Origin of the sequence: Salipaludibacillus agaradhaerens (assembly GCF_002019735.1) — a bacterium.
In the GTDB taxonomy this organism is placed as follows: domain Bacteria; phylum Bacillota; class Bacilli; order Bacillales; family Salisediminibacteriaceae; genus Salipaludibacillus; species Salipaludibacillus agaradhaerens.
In genome coordinates this window covers 2,945,996-2,970,655 of record NZ_KV917378.1, presented here as the reverse complement: position 1 = coordinate 2,970,655, position 24,660 = coordinate 2,945,996, and the positions used below count along the sequence as shown (strand labels likewise).

Sequence of the window (24,660 nt, the reverse complement as noted above, 5' to 3'; positions counted from 1 at the left end):
TAAAGGAGTAACAGCGAAAGCAGCCCTCCCGCTGTCACTATTATCATTGGTTTAATGTGCGTTATGTCTGCTTGTAATAGTATCTGTACCAACTTGATTCCAGGCCGGTCTAATTTGCGCATAATAATTGTAGCCAGGTAATGCGTTATTCGTACTATTGGTGTACACCTGATTTGTGTTTGAAAGCGTAACGGCATTTCCTCTTAAAGCATTATTAGAGTTAACCATCCGTTTCTGAGGGTTACTCCACATAGTCTTTGTACTAGCAACCGCACTCCACTCTAATCTCGACGTTGTTTTCCCTGAGAAAGCCCCTGTTCTTTTCCAACCATCTGAAGAGTTTAATGACGTATCTGACCACGATGACCAATTGGCTTCTGCTGTTGATGGTAAAGCTAAAGGTGCTGTAAATGTAACAGCCGTCAATAAACAAATACCTAACATCATTTTTTTCATCATAGCAAAACATCTCCTTTAATTTTCTTCAAGATAATGTAAAAACAAACCCTTTGTCTTTCTCCTGACTGACGTCCATTTCTAAATAAACTGATTGACTTGCTTTTATTAGCTCCCTCACCCCCTTCAAAACATCAACATTCATTCATGTATGTTAAAACGGAAGATGAGTTTGACATAAAAAAATAGATTGTGAACAACTCTCTTAAAAACAACAATTTTAAATAATTCTATTTATCTCCATCTATGGATCAGCGTACATCTATTCCTTTTAATTGTAAACCATTGTAAGAGAGTTCAATAGAAGCTTGAAAAAAGGTAGATTAACAGCCTATAAGTTATCATCTTTTATTTTTTCTTTTAAGAAACCGATCTCTCTTTTGTAAAAACGTAGAATTTCCTCTTCCCTTACTTGAACTAATATCACTACACAAATACATTTGCATAAAACAACTTAAACAGTGATCTTTCTCTCCGTTACAAACGAACGCTTTCTAGGGTATCATCTTCAGCCTTTTTTCAAAACAAGAGGTTTTAGAGACTATTTATCACCGTGCATGTTTAAAATTCAATTAATAAACAAAAAAAAGAACAGTCTACAAAAAGTGACTGTCCGCTTGAATGACGAATTGTGATTGTTCATAGTTGTATGTGATTTTTGAGAAATCAAATGGCTGACCATTCGTTAAATGAAAGACCGTTTCAACATACAATTTAGGCATACCCTGTTTCAATCCGAGGTAGCCCGCTTCCTCTTCAGTTAACATGTCCACATGAAGGTATAAATCGGAAAAGCCGACCTTCAGCCCCAATCCTTCCCTTATATAATGAAAGATGGATTCAGATACAATTTCCTTATTCAAATACGTAATAATCGCTTTATTATAAAACGACTCCTCTAAACAAAGTGTCTGCCCGTTAATATAACGGACTCTTTTGACCGAATAGACGTCATCGTCCGCCTTTATATTCAAATTAAGTGCCACTTCCTCGCTAGGCTTTATAACGTTTAATTCAATTACTTCTGTCGTAATCGTGAACTCCTCAAGATCCTTCTTAAATCCTTGGTTAGACAGTAAACTTATGTAGCCTTTTCTCTTATGCCTCCGTACAAAAATACCGCTTCCCCTTACTTGAAAGACGACCCCTTTTTTCTCTAAAAGGTCCAATGATTTCGTAATCGTGCTCTTACTCACGTCAAATTGAGCCATCAGTTTCTCTAAAACTGGCAGCTTGTCACCTTGTTGAAGGGCATGGTCCTCTATATACTTTTCGATTTCTGTGGCGATTTGCTGATACTTTAACATACGCATTCTCCATTGTTTTCTAATGTATTACCAAAATTATAGCATACCTACCTTAAAAGCTCATTCCACACTATTATATTCTAACAAAAATTTTATTTGGGTATTGATTAATTATACCGGTACAATTATAATGTAAGCGTATTGACAAACTTAAAGGGGGCTTTAAGATGGCGGAAAAAGTGAGAGATTATCCTAAGCTTGCCAAGGATATATTAGAGGCTGTGGGAGGAGAAGAAAATGTCATAGGCGTCAGCCGGTGTGCTACAAGACTTCGATTAGTACTTAAACGCTCGCAATCTAAAGCGAAAGAAAAAGTGAGTGCTATGCCTGGGGTCATTACAGTAGTGGAAAACAGTGGCCAATTCCAAGTTGTGATTGGTCAACATGTTGGTGAGGTCTATGAGGCCTTTACGAATTTAGTTAATCTGGACTTATCAGATAGTCAAAGTGAAAACAAAGGAACCGTTTTAAATCGAGTTATTGCTACGATGTCAGCCGTTTTTGCACCTTTTGTTTATATTTTAGCTGCCGCTGGTATTTTACAAGGTTCACTTATTTTACTTAATCTACTGTTTGATGACTTTGGGGCAACGGGCACTTACGAGGTTTTAAGCTTTATTTCATGGGCGCCATTTACTTTTTTGCCGATCTTCATTGCCATTACCGCTTCAAAGCATTTTAAAACCAATACGTATATTGCTGTGGCATGTTGTGCTGCATTAGTGAGTCCTACATGGGCAGAAATAGCCGCGCAAATTGCAGATGGTCACACAATAACGTTTCTAGGTATTGCTTTGTCGGAAACTGTTTATACATCGTCCGTATTACCTCCGCTTTTTTTAGTATGGATCTTGTCTTACCTTGAGAAATTTTTAAACAAAAATATGAATGAGATAGTACGGCCATTATTTGTACCATTTTTATGCATGCTCCTCATGGTTCCTTTAACAATTTTATTAATTGGCCCTGTGACGACAATGGGAGCTAACGGTATTGCTAACGGTTATAATTTTTTAGCAGATTATGCACCAGCTCTAGCAGGCGCTATTATTGGGGCTTTCTGGCAAGTGCTCGTTATTTTTGGGGTTCACTGGGGCATTACACCGATGGTTCTAGCTAACTTTGAGTTATATGGGCAAGATTCCTTCCAAGCGTATCAAACCATCGCCGTCATCGCTCAAGTAGGGGCTGTCCTCGGTGTTATCATTAAAGCAAAAAGTCAAGAAACTCGAAAAGTTGGTGTTTCAGCAGGGGTAACAGGACTGTTTGGTATTACTGAGCCAGCTATTTACGGGATCACCTTGAGATTTAAAAAGCCATTTATTTTTGGCTGTATTTCCGGTGCTATCGGGGCGATCGTCGCTAGTTTCTTCAAACCTTATTATTTCGCATACGCTGGACTCCCAGGACCATTAACAATCGTGAATGCGATAGACGCAGACTATCCTACGTCCATTTGGGGCATTTTAATTGGGGTTGCCATCGCCATTATTCTCCCTGTCGTTTTAATCCAAATTTTTGGATACGGAGAAGATACGGCCAAGCAAGCTGGGAATAACAGCTTAGTGAATGAGCAAGGACAAAGTGGCAAAGGGTTATCTACTGATACAACAACTAATGAGGAAGCGGTCACTTCCCCACTGAACGGCACTGTCATCCCTCTGTCAGATGTTCGAGACGAGGTGTTTAGTTCAGGTGCCATGGGAGAAGGCTTAGCCATAGAGCCATCTGACAACACATTATATGCCCCATTTGACGGAACCGTTGTGATGCTCGCTCCGACTAAACACGCCGTTGGCTTACGATCCGATTCCGGGGTAGAATTACTCGTGCATATCGGATTGGATACTGTGACATTAGACGGAAGCCCATTTACGCTAAAGATCAAAGAAGGTGATGAGGTTAAAAAAGGCGATGTCATTCTCACCTTTGATAAAAAAGCCATTCATCAGCAAGGTTTAGAGACGATAACGCCGATCATTATTACGAATAAGGATGCTTATGAAGAGATTCTTATTGAAGAGCTTAAAGACGCTACGTTAAAAGACACATTATTTACTGTGATTAAATAGGAGGAATTAATAATGGAAAAGCTTCCGAAAGATTTTTTATGGGGCGGTGCATTAGCTGCCCACCAATTTGAAGGTGGTTGGGATCAAGCCGGAAAAGGACCGAGCGTCGTCGATGTTATGACAGCCGGAGCCCATGGTGTACCAAGAAAAATCACTGACACAATTGAACAAAATGAATTCTACCCTAACCACGAAGCCATTGACTTCTATTCTAACTATAAAGAGGATATCGCTTTATTTGGCGAAATGGGGTTGAAATGCTTAAGAACGTCTATCGGCTGGAGCCGAATTTTTCCTAAAGGTGACGAAACAGAACCAAATGAAGCAGGCTTACAATTTTATGATGACGTGTTTGATGAATTAATTAAACATGGTATTGAGCCTGTTATTACCTTGTCTCACTTTGAAATGCCGCTGCATTTAGCTCGTGAATATGGCGGATTTCGCAACCGTAAAATGGTTGATTTCTTCGTGAAATTTGCTGAAGTGTGCTTTGAGCGTTATAAAGATAAAGTCACGTACTGGATGACTTTTAATGAAATTAACAACAAGATGGACGTAAATAACCCACTATTTTTATGGACAAATTCGGGTGTGATGGTAGAAGAGGGTGAAAATGCTAAAGAGGTGATGTATCAAGCCGGGCACCATGAATTACTGGCAAGTGCCCTAGCTGTCGCAAAAGGAAAAGAGATTAATCCTAACTTTAAAATCGGGGCAATGGTATCACACGTCCCTATTTACCCTTATTCATCCAATCCAGATGATGTGATGCTAGCTGAGGAAATGATGAGACAGCGCTACTTCTTCCCAGATGTTCACGTGCGGGGCTACTATCCAAATTACGCCTTAAAGGAATTTGAACGGGAAGGCTTAAATGTCGTGTTTGAGGATGGAGACGATGAGATTCTTAAAAATGGCACCGTTGATTATTTAGGGTTCAGTTATTACATGTCTACAACTGTTAAGAGTGATGTCACGAATGACAATACGGGCGATATCGTAAATGGCGGTCTGCCAAATAGCGTGGACAACCCGTATATTAAAGCCAGTGATTGGGGCTGGGCAATCGATCCAATCGGTTTAAGATATGTGTTAAATCGGTTGTATGATCGCTATCAACTTCCTTTGTTTATCGTTGAAAACGGCTTTGGCGCAGTTGATACCGTCGAAGAAGACGGATCAATCCATGACCCAGAACGGATTGCTTATTTGCGCTCCCATATTCAAGCTTTAGAAAAAGCTGTCACGTATGATGGCGTGGACCTTATCGGCTACACACCTTGGGGCATTATCGATATCGTCTCCTTTACAACAGGCGAAATGAAAAAACGATACGGTATGATCTACGTTGATAGAGATAATGAAGGACATGGCTCAATGAAACGGATGAAAAAAGACTCCTTCAATTGGTACAAAACAGTTATCGAAACGAACGGAAGCAAGTTGTAAACATAAGTCATAAGTCAGTAAGATAGGGCTGTCACTAAACATGTGAGTTTAGGTGACAGCCCTTTTATTTGGTTGATCAGACAAAAAATTTATTAAAGTCCAGCTAATGACGTTAGTTGCGCTTTAAAGTTCTGATGTTATTACGCTTACTTAAATAAGGTGAAAAGAGAACCAATGAAAATTGACTTATCCGCATTTCAACATATTCTTTCAAAAAAATACGAAATATTAAAAAAAATACCATTAATTAAAATGGTATTAATTGTTTATTACATTTGTAGATATGCGTTAATTTGATTATGAGGTTGTTTAATATCAGACCCATGACATATACTTACAACTTCAGGTTTTAATTCCTTAACGATTTTCCCACTTTCTATCGCTTGGCTCATATCAGCAGTGAACATTTTAATTGGTTGCCTAAGTTTACCTCCCTTTGAAGTAAATAAATCCCCTCCTATAAGGACGCGATCTAGTGTATGATAATAACTGACGTGTCCTGGAGAATGACCTGGTGTATGATAGGGTACTAGATTCTCAACAGCTTCTAACGTCCCATCTTCATTCTGTTTTAACGGTTTTACAATCCCCGGTTCAACAAGATGTTCCTTCTTCTTACGTCCTGGAAATGGTTCTCTTCCTTCCATGTACTTTATATCCATAACGTGACTATAAACTGGCAAGTTATGTTTATCTAGTATTTTCTTTAATCCTCCCACATGATCAGAGTGTCCATGCGTTAATAAAATGGCTTTCAATTCCCCTAACTTCTCTGCCTCTTTTATAATGCGATTTCCCATAAATGGCATGCCCGTATCCACTATATAAACCCCATTATTAGCCTTTACTAGCCAAGCGCTCATTTTCAGTAGAAACCAAGCTTCAATTTTGTAAACGTGTTGTGAGACCTTGATTATTTTCATCATATACGCCTCCCTGTATAAGGTAATTAATTGACCTTTCCACAATTGGAAAGACACGTCTAATGATGCCATTTACATGTTCGTCTACATTTTTGTAGGTCATAATAATCCCATGTAATAAAAAATAAATCATCCGACTTAAATCTAGCAATTGCTTCTCATCAGCATTAGGGAAAACGCCCTTTACGGCACTTTTTAAATGTACAAACAGCTCTAACCTCTTTTCATTCAATTCCCAAATCGTTTCTTCAATATCAACTCGACTGGCTTCATAAGTTAGAAAGGCTTGGTAAAGATTACGGTAACTTAGACCAAAATGAACAAACATTTTTGACAACCTAGTCAGCTGTTCTTGTGGTCCGTACTTATCAGATGCAAGCGTATTTTGAATACTATTTCGCAATCGATTAAGGGGTTCTTCAGCTAATGCTTCTAAAAGTTGTTTTTTATCTTCAAAATAAACGTAAATACTTGTGTGAGAACATTTTGCTTCTCTTGCTATCTCCCTCACAGTCACCTGCTCATACCCTTTTTGAGTAAATAATTTTTGCGCAGCAAGTAAAATTCTTTCTTTAGCCTGAGCTTCTAAAGACACTTTTTATTTCCCTCCTCACTAAGCAATTGTACAACCACCGGTTACTAACCATCGGTTATATTATAACATAGTTAACTTCTTAACAATCCTACTTTTTTATGTTTCTTTTATTGTTGATACATGATTATTTAAAGGACTAGCTTGAATGAATATCACTGATGATATGCCATTCCGTATAACACGCCAACCCTCTTTTACTTAAGATTCTAGTAAATGACTTCATAGACCTTCATCTTCATTCTTCTAATAAAACAAACGCCTTTTTAATATGATTAAAGACATACTGATTTCGAAGGGAGTGACTTTAGTGAATTATTTTATTGGCAAAAATCAAAATAATAATGCCCCTATTTCTAATGGCAACGTATTGGCATGGATTCAACAATATGATGTAGGCTGCCGTCCAGTTGATAGGATAAATCAATTTTTTTTTAAATACTTTGACATGTCAAGTTCTCTGTTAGATGACAATGGCTCCTATGTTTTAGTCAAAGATCACAATGAAAAAGTATGGTATGATCCTTATGGTTTTGTCCAAGAGAAATTAGGGCAAATCGGCGAAATTGTTTCCATCAATGATACGAAATATGTCGATGGATTTGGGATTTACGAAGTCGTGTCCCATAAAGGCAATACCGTTGTTAAAACAAAGACTTGGGCCCCACCTAACACACATTCACTAGTGCGATCTATTAGTGCGAAAACCCTGCGAGGCAACCAATCCAAAGCGTCAATTTACCCTGTCATCCATCTGAAAAACATTGTTCAACGACTTGATAATATCTTTATATCTCGAATTTCGGAAAATCAGTGGCTCGCTGTGACGGTTTTTCCTGTTATCGACGGTATCAGTGGAGACATCGGTAAAGCTGTCACAGGGGAACGGATCACTATTTTTGAACATAGCCTCCTCCCTACTCCGTTAGTTTTCACCATGCCAACTCAACCGCTACCTGGACCGGATTATAGTCCACCAGTTTACCAACTTTTTGCTGCGGGCGATTCGAAAGAACAGGCACTTCACGAATTAGAACGAACGCGAAGTGAGGTTAAACAAAGCGAACAAAAAACATTACGTTATTGGCAACTGCGCCACACACAAACAGTCGATGTCGGTCCACTTCCAGAAAAATACGATTATTTTTGGAAAGTCAGCAACACGTTAATAAAAATGAGCTTACAAAGTGATGGCACACCGATTATCATTGGGTTTAAACCGTATATCGGAAATGTATGGATTCGTGATAGCTTATGGGTAGCGGCAACTTTAGCTTTAGCAGGACACTTAGAAGATGCTGTAAAAGCATTATACGCCACACTCAGTTATTTAATTGAGCGCCCTGACGGCAACTATTATTTTGCCTATAATGTCGTGACAAAGCTACCAAATGAGCATGCCTTCGAAAATGATACAACAGGCCTCATATTATATGGCATTTGGCAAGTATGGTCTTTAACCAATGATTCGTCATTGCTGCAAGATATGTGGCCTATCATTAAACAATCGACCGATTGGATATTAAAAAACAGAGATAGCACTGGGCTCATTCTCCCGGATGCAGGTATTTGGGAAACATTCGGCCCTCACTTAGACGAGCATTTTGAACATATGACTTGGACATCTGCCATTTCAGCATTTGGTTTAAGCAAAGCTGCCATAATGGCTGAGGCTGTCTCAGAAAATGAAAAAGCTAATCAATATAGGCAAGGTGCAGCCGAATTAATTCAAGCCATTTCACGGCACAACGTTCATAATGGCATTGTCACACGATCACTAGAGACAAAATTATTAGATGCTTCTGTCAGTTTATTCTTTTCAGAGTATCCTATTTTTCCAAAAGAGTGGTTACAACCTACGATAAAAGCTATGAGGCAAAGGCTAGAAGATCCGTTCATTGGTGGTATTTGGCGACATGAAAGTTTAGTCACTGAAGAAGGAGATTTAAAGCCATGGACAGGACCAACTTTTTGGTTAGGTCAAGCATTTTTGATTGATAATGACGTCAACGAAGCTTGGCGGTATTTTAATCACAATTATGATAATAGCGCATTTTGCGGACTCCTTCCTGAATTACTCTATAGCTCTGGCCGTCCTAGAGGCATTGGCTTACCAAGCTACTCTCAATCGGGCGTTATTAGATCTTTGTTGCTATATAAGCATTTATATATGCCGGACTAATTTTTATCCATCACCTTAAATTTAATAAGTGAATGAGTGCACATTTCGAACAAGGACTGTGACCTTCACTTCAGACGGCCGCTTTCCCCAGGGTTTGTCTTCAGCTAACTTTCACTCTGTTAACTCTGGCAAAAACGGCTACTCATTCCTCAGGGAGTCGCCGTCTTAAGCATAATATTAGTGTTATTGCTTTAAAAACATTATTAGAAATCGACTTAAGTGTTTAAATAAGCAAAAATGGATAATTTCAAATGGCCTTAATAAAATGAACCTTCAATCAGTGGGCGTGGGCGTTATTCTCCCACTGATTATTAGTTGAGTCATCAGGAGATTAGCGTCCGTTATTTGTGATAAATGTTCAGGCAGAAAAGACGCTAGTCATTCTGTCTGAATCCGTTAATTTAGTGAGAACGTATCTGTCTATGTATAGTGATTGTCTTAACTATAAGTTTTGAGTCAAACGTGAGAAACCCTCTCCTATCCTCATTTTATCTCAGTCGCTCCCCCCTAACCGTTAACGTATAGCCCCCATGTCCTTTTTTCACCTTAGCTTGTTACTTATTTCTCCATGTTCTCGTATCCCATTGCAAAGAAAGAAAGCTACTTTTAAATTCTATAAAAATTAATAAACATTTTTTTGAAAAATGTGTGTACTTTTTAAATTCTGCTATGTATAATGTTATATAACAGAAATTAAATTAAACAACTGTACTATAAAAAGGGGTGAGAAACGAATGATGAAAAAGACGTGTCCTTCCTTTAAATCTATGGCTAAAAAAGCCTGCGGTGAATGCGGCGAACCACTTAAAGAGCTGACAGAGTCTTACTTTATGGAATGTGAACGCTGTCTTACTAAAAAAAGTGAATAAGCGCCACCTGTTAAATAACAAATGCAAAGGGGTTGTTTTGTATGAGTACAGTTAATGAAAAGATTAAAATACTCGGAGAACGACATGCCGCATATGAAGACATATTAACCGACGAAGCACTTCACTTTATTTATCTCTTAGAGAGTCGCTTTGGTGAGAGAAGAAAGGAACTATTACTTGACCGAAAAAGAATGCAAGTGGCAATTAATGAAGGTCACACCCCTCATTTCTCATCCGAAATGAAAGCTATTCGGGAAGGGGATTGGACCGTCGCACCCTTACCGCCAGATTTACTTGACCGTCGGGTAGAAATCACAGGCCCAGTAGACAGAAAGATGGTCATTAATGCGTTAAACTCTGGCGCAAAAGTCTTTATGGCAGACTTTGAAGATGCAAATTCCCCAACTTGGACCAATTGTCTAGAAGGACAGATAAATTTGAGAGATGCTATCCGTGGCGTTATTTCGTATACAAATGAAAACGGTAAACATTATCAGCTTCATGGTGATCCTGCCGTCATAAAAGTGAGGCCAAGAGGATGGCACTTAGAAGAGAAACACCTTTTAGTAGACGGACAGCGTATATCTGCAAGCTTATTTGACTTTGGCCTTTATTTTTTCCATAACGCAAAAGCGTTACTTGAAAAGGGAAGCGGTCCTTATTTTTATCTGCCTAAAATTGAAAATCATCGTGAAGCTAAATTATGGAACGATGTGTTTGTGTTTGCACAAAAAGAACTGGGCATTCCCCAAGGGACAATTAAAGCGACTGTGTTAATTGAAACGATTTTAGCGGCCTTTGAAATGGATGAGATTTTGTATGAATTAAAGGAACATTCGGCTGGATTAAACTGTGGGAGATGGGACTACATTTTCAGCATTATTAAGAAGTTCCGTCATTGGCAGGATGTCATCCTACCAGATCGTTCCACCGTCACCATGACCGTCCCAAATATGAGAGCTTATTCACTGTTAGCGATTCAAACTTGCCACAAACGGAATGTTCATGCCATTGGAGGAATGGCAGCACATATTCCTGCGAAAGACAATCCAGACATTAATGCTGCTGCATTTGCCAAAATCCGCGAAGACAAGGAACGGGAAGTAAAAGATGGCCATGATGGCACGTGGATTGCTCATCCAGGAATGATCCAAACAGCCCTTGATGTTTTCAATGAGCATATGCCCACAGCCAATCAAATTCATCGAAAGCGTGAAGACGTGACCGTTAATGGAGAAGATTTGCTCGACATGCCAAACGGAGACATTACTGAAGGTGGTGTCCGTACAAATGTTAGTGCCAGCATCCGTTATATAGCCTCATGGTTATCAGGGAGAGGGGCTGCTCCGATAGATCACTTAATGGAGGATGCCGCGACAGCTGAAATTTCTAGAGCTCAACTATGGCAATGGCTTCACCACCCAAAAGCCATTCTTGAAGATGGGCGCCATGTGACCGCTGAAATGATTAGAACGTTGATCGAGGATGAAATTGGAAAAATAACGAATGAAGTGGGGCAAGAGCACTTTGAACGTGATCGTTTTCCAGAAGCTATACAGTTGTTGGAACATCTTATTTTTACCGAGCATTTCGAGGAATTTTTAACAATTCCCGCTTATGAAAAATTATAATGAGAGGAATGAGACGATGAGTAAGGACAACATATTGCAACTGGAGAGAAGCTGGCAGAAAGACGAAAGATGGCACGGTACTATGAGACCGTATAAAGCTGATGATGTCGTTCGGTTAAGGGGATCTATTAAGATTGACTACACACTTGCTGAACAAGGGGCTAAGAAACTTTGGCAGCTTCTTCATACTGAGGATTTTATTCCAGCACTTGGCGCTTTAACAGGAAATCAGGCGATGCAACAAATCAAAGCAGGATTAAAAGCGATTTATTTAAGCGGCTGGCAAGTAGCAGCAGATGCGAATCTTGCTGGAAGTATGTACCCTGATCAAAGTCTGTATCCTGCTAACAGTGTCCCAGAGGTGGTTAAAAAAATTAATCGCGCGCTGCAACGTGCCGACCAGATTCATCATATGGAAGGACACAACCAAATCGATTGGTTTGCACCGATTATCGCTGATGCTGAAGCAGGTTTCGGTGGACAGTTAAATGTCTTTGAGCTCATGAAAAGCATGATTGAAGCAGGGGCAGCAGCGGTTCATTTTGAAGATCAGCTTTCATCCGAAAAAAAATGTGGCCACCTTGGTGGAAAAGTGCTCTTACCAACGCAAACTGCGGTTCGTAATCTCATTGCTGCCCGCCTTGCCGCTGATGTGATGGATGTGCCAACCGTCTTGATTGCCCGTACAGATGCCAATGCCGCTGATCTTATCACAAGTGATGTGGACGATTATGACGCCCCTTTCTTAACAGGGGAACGTACGGCAGAAGGCTTTTACAAAACAACAGCTGGCCTTGATCAAGCGATTGCTAGAGGCTTAGCCTATGCCCCATATGCCGACTTACTTTGGTGCGAAACAGCTGAACCTAATATAGAAGAAGCACGCCGATTTGCTGAAGCAATCCATGAGAAATACCCAGGCAAATTACTCGCATATAACTGCTCCCCTTCTTTTAACTGGAAAGCAAAACTGGATGATGCCAGTATTGAGAGTTTCCAGAAAACGTTGAGTGACATGGGCTATAAATTTCAATTCGTTACACTTGCAGGCTTCCACGCCCTTAATCACAGCATGTTTGAACTTGCTCGCCACTATAAAACACGCGGAATGGCCGCATACTCTGAGCTTCAACAGGCTGAATTTGCAAGCGAGCAACACGGATATACCGCCACTAGGCACCAACGAGAAGTAGGCACAAGCTATTTCGATGATGTGGCTCAAGTTGTGACAGGGGGGACCTCCTCTACAACTGCCCTTAAAGGCTCCACAGAATCGGAACAATTTCAGCGGTAGCATTTGCCTGAGACCTAAACTTTTCCTAAGAGAATAAAGACATTTATTTTTATAATAAGGTGGAGAGCCAACATGACGTTTGCCTGTCATGCTCTCCGCCTCTTCTTATCCTAAAATCATTTACCATTATTCTAATAACAGATCGTGAGGAACGATAATTAAACGTGTACCTCTATTTAAAGTTTTAAAAATGTGCCTGTATTGATGCCTTCACAACAAAGGAAATGGATACATCGTGATAACTTGAGAAAAAAAGAGTCGTATGATATCATTTTAAATGAATGACAGTCAGTCATTTTAAATTTCACCTTATTTGGAGGACTGATACATGCGTCAACAAACGAATAAATACGACTTGCTCATTGAGGCAGCGCTCACTGTTATGAAAGAAAAAGGATTTGAAAAAGCTTCTGTCTCCCAGATAGTCAAGGAAGCAGGGGTCGCTCAAGGAACTTTCTATTTATATTTTGAATCGAAAAGTGCCGTCGTCCCTGCTATTGCAGAAAAGATTCTCAGTGCTCTTTTAACAGAAATTAAAGCAAGACATGATGAGGAAGCATCTATCTTTGACACAATTGAGATGATCGTTGACGTAACATTTGATATTACGGAAGAATATCATGAGCTTATTTTATTTTGTTACTCAGGTTTAGCCTACTATGATTCCTTTGGGCGTTGGGAAGAGATTTATCAGCCTTATTACCATTGGTTAGAAGACCAATTAGTTAACGCGCAGACAAAGGGAATGATTAAATCGACAATAAGGCTCTCTTCGCTGGCTAAAATGATAATCAATGTGATTGAAACCTCAGCAGAAACATATGTTTTAGCTAACCAAAGTACAGAAGCAATCAACACGACAAAAAATGAGATAACTACTTTTGTAAAAAGCGCTATGACTGACTGTCATTCATAGAATAATTTATTAACGAGGTGCTATATATGCTAAATACTTTAGCATTAGAAAGAAAATTATTAACACTATCAGTCATCGGTGCCCTTTTATTTGCACTAATAGGCATAATTTGGGGAATAATGAGTTCCTCCCAGATGATCTTTTTTGATGGTGTCTATTCCTTCATCAGTGTTATTTTATCAATGTTCTCTTTGCTGATGGCTCAATTTATGACTAAAAGTGATACAAGACGCTTTCCATATGGCAAAGAAGTGTTAGAACCCATCTCCATCATCGTTAAATATACTGCCATCTTGATCTTATGTATAATAGCTGTCATATCAGCGATACAAGCGATCCTGTCAGGAGGGAGAGAAATTAGTCTTGGTTTTGCCCTTCTATATTCCTTCATGTCCACGATAGGTTGTTGGATCGTTTACGTTATTTTAAATAAACGAAAGATGGTCTCAGGCTTTATCACAGCTGAGGCCAACCAGTGGAAAATGGATACACTATTAAGTGCGGCTGTTCTCTTAGGCTTTTTAATAGCCTCCCTTATATCACGTACATCTTACTCTGCTTTCATCCCCTACGTCGATCCGTTAATGGTTCTTATAGTGATGGGTTACTTCCTCAAAGTGCCGATTGTTGAAATGATAAAGGCCTTTAGGGAAGTATTAGATATGGCGCCAGCCCAATTTATTCAGAAAAACGTGAAAGAGGTAACCGACAATATTCAAAACCACTACCAAATCGAAGAGTCTATACTGCGAATTTCTAAGGCCGGCAATATGCTTTATATTGAAATAGATTTCGTCCTTAATAAGGAATCTAAAATAAAAACGGTTGCTGACCAAGATAAAATCCGTGAAGAAATAAGTGAACAAACGAAAAACCTAAAGTATAAAAAATGGTTGACTGTTTCTTTTACTCACAACAAGAAATGGGCAGGTAAAATAATCGTGTAGTGATCGTGGGGTCAGGTAGAGTCCGCTCAATCACTGTTAATGAATCGCCTCCTTCACTTAATATACCCAAATACAAGAGAGCCCCTCATCAGGAAATTTCCAAAACGTCCATTCCGCCACCGGCAGGCGAAACTCTCTTGCTTCCTGCTTTTTTTTCTCTCGCCATTTCCCGCCCCCTTCATTCAAACCCTTTATGAAGAGAGATGTCATGATGTATTGATTGTTATGAAGATTTAGAAGTGAAAGTAACTGTTACTATAACTAGGGGTACCTAAACTTTATTCAATCCCCGTTTGTCTCTGGATATTCTCCCACCCTAAGATGATGTTAATTCGTTAGACATAATGGGCTTTTACATAAATTATTAGTCTCTAAAGTAGCTTATTAGATTAAGCTTTAGGCGCAAAAAACAGGATCTTGTCTTTTTAAATTATTCATCTGTTGTTCATGTTTTTCTGTTACTCTCTTCTTGAAAATATAGAAGGGAGTCATAAATGATGAAAATATTTGAAATTGGTTTATTTATTATCGCGTGTTTGTTGGTTTATGGGTATGTATTCGGCTTTTGGATGCAGACAAAAAAAAGGGTAGTAGTCGGTATACTAGGGCTTGCCTTGCTACTCTCTCATGCAGTATTAGAAGGATTTAGGTTTCAGCTTATCCCGCTTTATATCGTGCTAGCTTTATTTGGAGTAGAGATAGCGATCAGGTTGATGAAGAAAAACTCGGACTTGCCTGTTAAGCCGAGTTTTTGGAAAAGAGTCGTGGCTGGGAGTATAAGTACCTTTCTGTTAGCAGCCACATTAATGGTTTCTTTTTATTTTTACTCCGTTGTCAAAATTCCTGAGCCAAGAGGTCCCTATGCTGTGGGGGTGACGAATTATCATTGGATAGATAATAGCCGAGAGGAAATGTATGCAGACCCTCCTGTTGATCACCGAGAGTTGATGATACGAGTTTGGTATCCAGCTGAATTGACCGACGGAGCTAAAAAGGCCCCTTATGCTTTAGATTCTGAGACCACAAGTATAGTCGCTAACAAGCTTTCTTTAGATAACAGATGGCTTCTCAAATCATTTCTTCAAGCGGAACATCATACATACACAGGTGTGCCACTTGCCGATAAGCTTGACCAATATCCCGTTTTAATATTATCACCAGGGTTCGGATTTTCACCTTATATGTATACTAGTCAAATAGAAGCATTGGTTAGCCATGGCTATATTGTATTTGGTATTGATCACCCTTACCATGCTGAAATCCCAACGGTTTTTCCAGAAAGGCGAATGGCTGAAGGGGAAATGGTTTTATCGGAAGAAAATGAAGAAATTGATGAGCAGATAATGGTATGGGTTGAAGATATCTTATTTTCTATTGATAAAATTAATGAATTGAATGGACACGATCCACAGGGACTCATGACGGGAAGACTAGATATCTCACGCATGGGTATGTTCGGGCATTCATTTGGCGGGGCTGTAACCGCCCAGGTTATGGACCTAGAGCCACAAATTATCGCAGGAGTCAATATGGATGGCTTCTTTTATGGACCTGTTATTGAGGAAGGTCTTGCTCACCCTTTTATGCTACTAACAGGCTCTGACGAAATGATCCTTAATGATGAGGAAGGCAACCCTGTACCAAAAGAGGAATACCCACAGTGGGCTAAAGATTTTGTTGAAGACGAAAAAAGGAGAAGAGAAGGTGCGATGAAAAATAATGGTGTTACCGTTGTTTTGGAAGAAGCTGATCATTTAAGTTTTTCGGATGCCATGCTGTACCCTTCTTACTTTGGTTTAGCTGAATACGACGCCGCACTATTAGAGAAAATTAATCAGAATTTACTGGAATTCTTTCACAAACATATGAAAGATGTAAGTCCTTAAGTCATTAAAAGTGGTATGCTTTAATAGACTAAATTTTTTGTTAAGTGAATGAATATCATAATGCAATGTCACGCTCAATATAACGAACGATATTAGAAATGAGTAATGAAATGGTGCTTAGAAACGAAAGAGTGGAACGAAAAATGGCGACTCTTGTGGGGGGAAGCGACGTCTGAAAACCCATTCTGACTGAGCTTGATATTGGCAGAATGAGTTGAAGAAGAGCCCCACGGAAAGCAGCCATCTGGAGTGAAAACCAGTCATAACGTTCGAATATCGATACAATCATGATTATGGAATCGATTCAAGTGATTCGCAAATAAATTCTAACAATAGCAAGAATGAAAGGTTAACGATATCATATGTTCGCTTTTTCAAAAGGACTTCAGTGAAAGACGGTGACTCCCGGGAGGGTCAGTGACGCTGAAGGTCTAATAAATCTAGCTGAAAGCGAGCCCTCGGGAAAGCCTCTGTTCTGTAGTAGAAGATCATTCTATTAAGTTGTTTTGTATGATGACATTGGTTCAAAAGAGTCATTAAAAAGACAGGAGAAATCTTTATGAGCACACTACTAATTATTGATGATGATCCGCATATTAGGGAATTAGTCAAGTTAGCGCTTCGGGCAGATGGGTATGATCTAATAGAAGCAGGAAGTGGAACGGAAGCTCTAACCATATTGAAACGAACTCCTATAGATGGTGCTATTGTGGATATTATGCTTCCAGGAGTCGATGGCTTGCGCGTCTGCCGTGAAATAAAGCACTATTACGAAATTCCTGTCCTTATGCTAACAGCAAAAGGGGCAAATAGTGATAAAGTAAAAGGCTTTCAGTCAGGAACAGATGATTATTTGGTAAAGCCATTTGACCCATTAGAATTAAGCTATAGAATCAAAGCATTGCTACGGAGATTTCGAATGGAGAAAGGTTATTCTGTGCATCTGGGAGATTTTTATATTAATACAGAGCGTGTTGTTCGAGTAAATGACATTTCGATCACTCTTCCTCCTAAAGAGTTTGATCTTTTGTTTAAACTAGCCTCTCATCCTAATCGCGGATTAACACGAGAGCAATTAATTGAGCATGTATGGGGCGTTGATTTTGAAGGTGATGAACGAACGGTAGATGTACACGTAAAGCGATTGAGAGAACGCTTTTCACAGCTGACAGATAGCTTTGAAATTGTCACTGTACGAGGCCTAGGGTATCGATTGGAGACGAAACATGTTTAAAACATTATATGTTCGCACCGTGGCAATTTATTTAGGGATAGTGATGTTCAGTGTGGCTTTTAGCTTGCTACTAACTATCCTACTTTTTTTTGAAAAAACTGGCCAGGACCAAAAAGAGATATTTGAAGAAAAAGCCGAGCTAATCATGGATTTTTATGAACAGATGCAACCAGAGGATTTTCAGGCTTTTATGAATCATTTAGCCCAAACATCTTCTTTAGCCATACAATTAATAGATCAAGAGACATCACATGTTCAAACGTTTAATCTGCCAAAAGAAACGCAATTATCTAAACTTGAAAAAGAAATATCTGCTTATACCATCCCATGGGAACGTGATGGGACTGTTTATCAGATGACATTAATTGAAGCTTATCCGGAGGGGAATCTTCTTGAGTTAATGACTCTCCTTATTCTTATAGTGCTGACTAGCATTGTGTTAGTGCTAATCGCCACGCGCTATTTGGTCAGACCTGTAAACGCCGTGACGTCCGTAGCAAAAGAAATTTCGATGGGAAATTTTAATGTTCGCCTTCCGACAACACGAGGCGATGAATTAGGTAGTTTAGCTGTTAACATTAACCATATGGCTACTGAATTGGGACAATTAGAACGCGAGCGAGAAGCATTTGTAGCAAACGTTTCACATGAATTTCAATCACCCTTAACCTCAATAAGAGGGTTCTCTTCTATGCTTTTAAATGACGACATGCCTCCAAAAGATCAACAGCGAGCCTTAACAATTATTCAACAGGAAAGTGATCGACTCTCTAGGTTAAGTGATAATTTATTAAAATTGACAATGTTAGACTCTAACAAGCATACCTCTCAACCTATTCAATATAATGTAGCAGAACAAATCAGACGGATAGTATTTACGTTAGAACCCCAATGGACACAAAAGAAGCTTCAGGTGGAAATGAATGCCGAAAAAACATTACTAGTTGCCGAAAAGGATTTAATGAATCAGGTGTGGATCAATTTAATGTCTAATGCGATTAAATTCACGCCACCAGGCGGTAAGATTAGTATCCATATCAGCACGTCACAACATTATATCGAAGTACGTTTTAAAGATAATGGCATCCCAATACCATCAGAGGAATTTGGACGTATTTTTAGGCGATTTCACAAAGTGGATCGTATGAGAGATCGAAATATAAATGGCAGTGGGTTAGGCCTCTCGATTGTAAAAAAAATTATTGAAAGACATCGTGGTAAAGTATATGTTTATCAAGAAAGTGAAACGGAAAAATCGTTTGTTGTATTACTACCAAAGACTACTACTCGAGATAAATCAAACTGATAGTCGCTTTTAATAATCACCGACAAGTAGCCCCAATGTGGCATTGTTATTTTCCTTAAGGCGTTTTTTAATGGCTACATTTTTCTGCACGGTTCTATGTCTTTCAAAAAAGTACATTCCCGAAATATCGTTTCTAGTGAGTAACCACTAAGTCAATTCGGAGGTCCCCCCCTCTATGTCGCATGATAAGAAAATCTTTTCAACAGCAATTTCCGTGAAATTTAGAGGCTACTCACCGTTTTACGATAAGGCTTTTTCAGCAGTCGCAACGAATAAATTCTATTTAGGTAGGTCAGTATCGTCATTCAAGCATTTATGGTAGGGATAAGCATCACATAATACACCTAAACCCATAAGACCCTTATTTATAGACTCTAAAACGACACCCGCTAAAAATCACGAGCTATCTCATAATGAAACTGTGTTTCATTCCAGCAATACATTGCTAAAACTTAGATTGGCCTTTTTCATACCATTGCAATGCCTGCTTTTCAATTTCCTTAACAGCATGCTCTTTACCCGCGATATAAGCTGTAATATTATAGGGATACTTATTGGCCAGTTCGTGCTTTAAATTGCCATACTCTTGTGTCATTTCAGGGAACGTTCTAAGATAGTCACGAAAAGCGAGATGGCGTTTGATATCATAATTTCCATGTTGATAAATGTGAACATGGTGCGTACGATTATCCCCACCTTTTTGAAAGAACCGCCTTTCTCGTATCCCATTCTCCCCCTTTGGCTCATAGCCAATCGCCATCATCTCTTCGTTATATACATCCACAATCTGAATATTTTTTACAACAGGCATCATATCAATAATTGGTTTGGCTTTTAATCCAGGCACAGAGGTACTACCAATATGATGCACCTCAATGAGTTGGTCTCCATATATCCTATATAACTTTTCTAATTCTGCTTCAAACAATAAGGACCATTTTTCATTAAACGGTGTCACTTCCACTTTCCTCATTAATGAACCTCCCATCCAATTTTCCTATTCGTTTAAATTCGAGATATGAAAAATCCCGCTACTCACTACAGCCTCTTCATTTATAGTACTTTATTAAATCTAATCAAGACTATTCTATTATATAGCGGAGGATAGGTCATTCTTCCACCACTTAAACTAAGAAGTCTTGTCAATAATCGACTCATTAGCGAAAGTAAAATAAGCGAATATTTTCCGGTTAGATGCTGGAGAGAGGTCATTTGGGGTATTATAAGGGGAAATTTTCCGATTATGCAAAGCAAAACGACCCATTTCTCAGATTTTTCGGGTCATTAGCGGAACCTTTCCGTCTATTTAATGCTACTTTTATAGCTAATGGTTATTTAAGAGAATATTCTCCGTCTATTTCTCAGATCGGCTTCTTAACCTGATTCCCCAACCGATAAGAGCGAATCCTCACGATATCAGAGGCCGACATCTGCACCTCTTTCATCGTCTGCTCCCTTTACTTTAAATGCTTCTGGACTTTAGGGAGGATTTCGATTTCCTAGCTGTAGCACTTAAGGCGCCTTTCCTGATAGCCTTTAAACTAGCGGACACCGTTTAAAACTATCATAACCCTTAGAACATCTAAGGGTTAAACTTAACAGAGTGATACCCACCAACTGTTGGTGAAGGTACCACTCTTATTATTGGAACAGCAAACCATCCCTATTTCGTTAAAACAATCATCATTTTCGCCACTTTCCCTTCTCTAATAGCCAGTGCTATATCTCCAACTAGATCCTTAGGAGACAAAATTGCCGTCTGCCCATCTTCATAAAACAGTTCCACTTTCGAAGGTGTTACAGCTTCAGGTCCGAACGTATCTGCTTTCGTATTATTCATATACGTAACGTCAATTTTTCCGAGGAAGGTAAACGATACATTGCCGTTCTCGTCAAACATCCACCCAGGTAAAGTAGGCACTAATTGGAAGAAAAGACGCCCGTTTTTCATCGTAAACGGCTGTGGCCCCACCATCATTGTGAACCACATAGTCAATATTTCAATTGTAGATCCGCTTAATCGGGAGACGAACCCTCTCCCGTGCAGTGCAGGATCCGGATTGGCACTGCTGGCAATAAACGACGAGTTTTCTAAGATACTTCTTCCGTAAACTTCCGGAGATAAAAACGGTATCAATGCTTTTTGCATATCATCAAAAAATTCCTCTTTCAGCCCCGCCTGGATAGTTGCTAAAAGATACTTATATGCCATATGCAAAAAAATCGACTCGTTTTCAAGCCACCCTGGAGTAAACGACCTGGCACGGCCAAGCTCCATTGGTTCTTCTGCAATGCTCATCGACGTTTTATACATTCCCAACTTATTATCATAAATAGAGGAGCCTTTTACTTTCTCGTACAGCTGCTTTGCCTCATCTTTATTTTCAGACAGCTTTAATTGTTTAACAATACCTTCTAAAAACGGTGTCACTGGCTTCGGTACCCATGCCAATGATTGAATATCTATTGGCTCCTTCAGCGCTTCTGCTTTTACTTCAGCATAAAAATAGGTTGGAATCAGTCCGCGCTCATTTGCATAACCTTTTACCCTCTCAATTCCTTCCTCAACCCGTTTCCTTAAAACTTGCAATATTTCTTTCGCCTCGGTTAAAGAATAACGGGTTTCTTCGCCGCTTATACCTTGATAGATTGTATCACGGTACAATTCCCGTTCTGTTGTCACTTGGTTCCAATACTCCAATTCATTTTTTTCTGAACCGCTGTCCGCTTTTTCCATCGCTTCAATTGTCTTTGTTAAGAACTTTCCAGCTTCCTCCGGCAAGCAAATCTCACCTTCATGTTTTACAGAAAGCAGTAAATCAATTAACCGCTTTAGTTCAAATAACTCCGAGGTGCTTGAACCGAACATGCCCGGAAGACCATTTAATGAATCATTCCATCCCGGCTTGTCCCCTTCCATTTCAATTCCTAACCCGAGAGGTGCCATTGACGATGCTTTCACAAGGGATAAAAGGAGGAGCTTGGAATATAGATTGGTTTCATAAATATCCCCCTTACCTGCATGTTTACGAACCCAAAGATTACCTCCGCTTTTCACGGATGCCTCCACTTTTTCTTTTATTTTCTCATTGGCATGATACTGACGCAATTCCCCATTTTTTGTGAGCACATATTTTTCACTGCGCCGTTTCACCCTTACCGGACTGTCAAAAAAGCGGTACAAGCGTCCAAAAAAGAAGTTTGACTCTTTATCCGGGAAAATCGCCAAGTAATTATCAATTAAATCTAAATTATATGTCCAGTGATCAATCCAGTATCCTTCCGCAAATTCAGCTTGAAAGACTTCTTCTGCCGACAGTAGCATTTCTGTTAAAAAAACCTCGAACGGGACAGAGAGCTCAACCCCTTCCTCATCCACAAAGTGCTTTAATTCCCCTGGGGTAAAACTATCCTTAAAGAAACGTGCTATCTTTTCTTCCCCGTTTACAACATACTTAGATAAGGATAACTCAGTCATATCAGCCATTTGAAAACGTAATCCCTTAACCGATAGTGGATTATAGCCATCCAATTGAATAAGATTCATAAACATGTTAACATTGTGATCTTCTACTTTAGGTTCAAATAACACATCACAACGTCGATTTTGATTAATGTCACGGTAGTTCCCATTACCTTGTGAATAATATGTTGGACTAATGGAGAAAAAATTATAGTCCCGCTCTAAATCACCATGTTTCCGTGAAAATAAATAGTACACTTTATGTTTATCGCCTTTTTCAAACGTTATCGGAAATCCTCCACGAAGCCCATTATCCAAATAACTTTGGCGAATGTACGCATCAAACAGTGGCTGGGCTGTTTGCGTTTTTACCTTGCGCGTAATCTCATCCGTTATAGTCTTGGCTTTATCTCTCTTTTGCAATAATGTCTCACAACTTAGATTTTCTTTTACGTAATTGTGAACAGTCTGTAGCGTCTTCGCATGACCAACAACAGTAAACAGTTGAAATACTTCGTTTTTTTTCAGCTCAATACTAGAAGTAGAAAAACCACAAGACACTTTATTTGTTGCCTGCTGCGGCTGGTTTAGCATTTGATCTAAACGTTGGGATAGAAATTTTTCCGGAAATTGTAAAGATGTATCGGTGCCGAAAAGAATATCCCTATCAATAATAGGCTTTATCACTTTTTCTTCGTCACGGTAATGGGATATGCTGTAATAAAAATTCCCTTGATGGACCTCCTTCACCTCTGAGGAGTCTTCAATACTGCCCCTTAACCGGTAAAAAGGAATACCCTCCTCTAAATTCGCCACATCAAACCAACTTTTGATTGTATTCCCAAGCTCTTTGTAAACTGCATGCGGGACCCCGCTAGGAAAAATCGCTGGAAGTCCATCCACAATCTCCATTTGTCTCGGATTTTCTGATGTGCTTATTAGCTTAACATGGCGAACAAGAGCAGCTACCGGTGCTTCTGGAAGAATGAAATATTCCACTTGAAAAGTGAGCTCCAACTGCTTATGTACATATTCCAATTCCAACATGTTTTCAGATATACTCATTTTTTCTTCAACAAGCGGATCTTTCTTGCTAGTTTCTGAAAACGGCTCCAACAATGTCGTTGTGCCATCATCCTTCATCCATTTTATAAACGTCCTAAACCCTTGCACTTGCGTCAGCTGATACGATTTGTCCGCAGGGTAAAATTCTATCATTGCATGGTTTTTATCTTGGATACCAAAACTGGCAATCCCTTGACCACGATTTACATAAAACACCCACATGGGGATACCATTTATACCGGCAATCCCCGGTAAAAAACTTGAAAATGGCGCTAAATCCTGATAGTTTTTCAATTCAAACTTTTGATTCTCTGTTAACGTATACATTCATTCGTCCCCCTCAATGAGAAATTGACCTTCATACCCTCGTTGTCTTCTCTCGACACCCATTTACGTTGAGCCTAGTCTTTTAAAAGTCGAGTAGTTTAAACTCATCAAAATATAAGCAAACACACTGACTCCTATAACGACAAAGACTTTCGGAAAATTAACGGCAATAATGACGTATGCCACAATCCAGACAATCTGCAAAATAGTTTTTACCGGATGTAAAAATACTAAGCCTGCAGAAGCCTTCAGATAATGCCATGTCTTATATTCATAATGAGCCATGACAGAAAATAAATTAATGAACGTCATGAATGCAATCACTGCAAAAAAGAAGATCACTATATAAATAAATAGTTCAACCGATGCTGCATAAAAATAAGAAACAAATGAAAAGTTGACGTAGATGACGTAAAATACGACGAGAAAAAATAATCCGAGGATGTTGGATCGGACGAACTCTGCTTTAAAGAAAGCATAGTACTTTGAAAAAAGGGCTATATCTTTCTCTCCGCGAACCCACTCTCTTACTATTGAAAAAAGTGCCACTGTTGACGGCATCACACCGAAAATACCAAGTCCAGCCAGCGTAAAGACTAACCAGAGAATATTTAGTGAAACAAACCGGTAGATAAGGTCAGCTATTTGAAATATGAGTCTTCCCATTTGTAACACCTCAAACCTTTCTAAATTGGAAATGGCGCCTTGCTATAGTTGCTATTCACATTATTGAAAATA

18 protein-coding genes are annotated in these 24,660 nt (G+C 39.2%); 11 read left to right on the top strand and 7 right to left on the bottom strand.

The window, feature by feature from the left end; translation table 11 throughout:
* Positions 1 to 51: 51 nt before the first annotated feature.
* The gene (locus tag BK581_RS13945; RefSeq protein WP_078578727.1) at positions 52 to 459 is read right to left on the bottom strand and encodes a hypothetical protein; all 408 of its coding nucleotides are present in this window, start codon (positions 457 to 459) and stop codon (positions 52 to 54) included.
* 593 nt (positions 460 to 1,052) lie between these two features.
* Complete coding sequence (locus BK581_RS13940; RefSeq protein WP_078578726.1) at positions 1,053 to 1,763, bottom strand: GntR family transcriptional regulator; 711 nt, start codon at positions 1,761 to 1,763, stop codon at positions 1,053 to 1,055.
* Positions 1,764 to 1,930: 167 nt separating this feature from the next.
* On the opposite strand from BK581_RS13940, the gene BK581_RS13935 reads away from it, so the two are divergent.
* Positions 1,931 to 3,835, top strand: coding sequence for a beta-glucoside-specific PTS transporter subunit IIABC (locus BK581_RS13935; RefSeq protein WP_078578725.1), 1,905 nt, complete (start codon positions 1,931 to 1,933; stop codon positions 3,833 to 3,835).
* A gap of 12 nt (positions 3,836 to 3,847) precedes the next feature.
* A complete protein-coding gene (gene bglA, locus BK581_RS13930) occupies positions 3,848 to 5,287 on the top strand; it encodes a 6-phospho-beta-glucosidase BglA (RefSeq protein ID WP_078578724.1) in 1,440 nt (479 codons plus the stop codon).
* Positions 5,288 to 5,556: 269 nt separating this feature from the next.
* On the opposite strand, the gene BK581_RS13925 is transcribed toward bglA, so the two are convergent.
* Positions 5,557 to 6,213 carry an MBL fold metallo-hydrolase gene (locus BK581_RS13925; RefSeq protein ID WP_245829052.1) on the bottom strand — a complete coding sequence of 219 codons (657 nt, stop codon included), beginning with the start codon at positions 6,211 to 6,213 and terminating at the stop codon, positions 5,557 to 5,559.
* Positions 6,170 to 6,805: a TetR/AcrR family transcriptional regulator gene (locus tag BK581_RS13920; RefSeq protein WP_078578722.1), complete on the bottom strand. Its 636-nt coding sequence runs from the start codon at positions 6,803 to 6,805 to the stop codon at positions 6,170 to 6,172. The genes BK581_RS13925 and BK581_RS13920 overlap by 44 nt, the downstream gene beginning before the upstream one ends.
* Before the next feature lie 307 nt (positions 6,806 to 7,112).
* On the opposite strand from BK581_RS13920, the gene BK581_RS13915 reads away from it, so the two are divergent.
* The 9 genes from BK581_RS13915 (at position 7,113) to BK581_RS13880 (ending at position 19,067) form a co-directional block, all read left to right on the top strand.
* A complete protein-coding gene (locus BK581_RS13915; RefSeq protein WP_078578721.1) occupies positions 7,113 to 8,984 on the top strand; it encodes a glycoside hydrolase family 15 protein in 1,872 nt (623 codons plus the stop codon).
* Between the two features lie 734 nt (positions 8,985 to 9,718).
* Positions 9,719 to 9,853: a protein YhfH gene (gene yhfH, locus BK581_RS19850; protein WP_095995554.1), complete on the top strand. Its 135-nt coding sequence runs from the start codon at positions 9,719 to 9,721 to the stop codon at positions 9,851 to 9,853.
* Positions 9,854 to 9,894: 41 nt separating this feature from the next.
* On the top strand, positions 9,895 to 11,484 hold the full coding sequence (gene aceB / locus BK581_RS13910; RefSeq protein WP_078578720.1) for a malate synthase A: 1,590 nt from the start codon (positions 9,895 to 9,897) through the stop codon (positions 11,482 to 11,484).
* Positions 11,485 to 11,500: 16 nt separating this feature from the next.
* Positions 11,501 to 12,778: an isocitrate lyase gene (gene aceA, locus BK581_RS13905; RefSeq protein ID WP_078578719.1), complete on the top strand. Its 1,278-nt coding sequence runs from the start codon at positions 11,501 to 11,503 to the stop codon at positions 12,776 to 12,778.
* A 328-nt stretch (positions 12,779 to 13,106) separates the two neighbouring features.
* On the top strand, positions 13,107 to 13,694 hold the full coding sequence (locus BK581_RS13900) for a TetR family transcriptional regulator (RefSeq protein WP_078578718.1): 588 nt from the start codon (positions 13,107 to 13,109) through the stop codon (positions 13,692 to 13,694).
* A gap of 26 nt (positions 13,695 to 13,720) precedes the next feature.
* Complete coding sequence (locus tag BK581_RS13895; RefSeq protein ID WP_078578717.1) at positions 13,721 to 14,641, top strand: cation diffusion facilitator family transporter; 921 nt, start codon at positions 13,721 to 13,723, stop codon at positions 14,639 to 14,641.
* Positions 14,642 to 15,135: 494 nt separating this feature from the next.
* Complete coding sequence (locus BK581_RS13890; protein ID WP_078578716.1) at positions 15,136 to 16,527, top strand: alpha/beta hydrolase family protein; 1,392 nt, start codon at positions 15,136 to 15,138, stop codon at positions 16,525 to 16,527.
* Between the two features lie 559 nt (positions 16,528 to 17,086).
* A complete protein-coding gene (locus BK581_RS13885) occupies positions 17,087 to 17,761 on the top strand; it encodes a response regulator transcription factor (protein ID WP_078578715.1) in 675 nt (224 codons plus the stop codon).
* Complete coding sequence (locus tag BK581_RS13880) at positions 17,754 to 19,067, top strand: sensor histidine kinase (RefSeq protein ID WP_078578714.1); 1,314 nt, start codon at positions 17,754 to 17,756, stop codon at positions 19,065 to 19,067. Before BK581_RS13885 ends, BK581_RS13880 begins: the two co-directional genes overlap by 8 nt.
* A 445-nt stretch (positions 19,068 to 19,512) precedes the next feature.
* Here the strand turns inward: BK581_RS13880 and BK581_RS13875 are convergent, their stop codons facing one another.
* From BK581_RS13875 to BK581_RS13865, 3 genes are all read right to left on the bottom strand, one after another.
* Positions 19,513 to 20,040 (bottom strand): GrpB family protein, encoded by a 528-nt coding sequence (locus BK581_RS13875; protein WP_078578713.1) that lies wholly within the window; start codon positions 20,038 to 20,040, stop codon positions 19,513 to 19,515.
* Between the two features lie 690 nt (positions 20,041 to 20,730).
* A complete protein-coding gene (locus tag BK581_RS13870) occupies positions 20,731 to 23,922 on the bottom strand; it encodes a hypothetical protein (protein WP_078578712.1) in 3,192 nt (1,063 codons plus the stop codon).
* A 63-nt stretch (positions 23,923 to 23,985) separates the two neighbouring features.
* On the bottom strand, positions 23,986 to 24,588 hold the full coding sequence (locus BK581_RS13865; RefSeq protein WP_078578711.1) for a YesL family protein: 603 nt from the start codon (positions 24,586 to 24,588) through the stop codon (positions 23,986 to 23,988).
* Positions 24,589 to 24,660 lie beyond the last annotated feature (72 nt).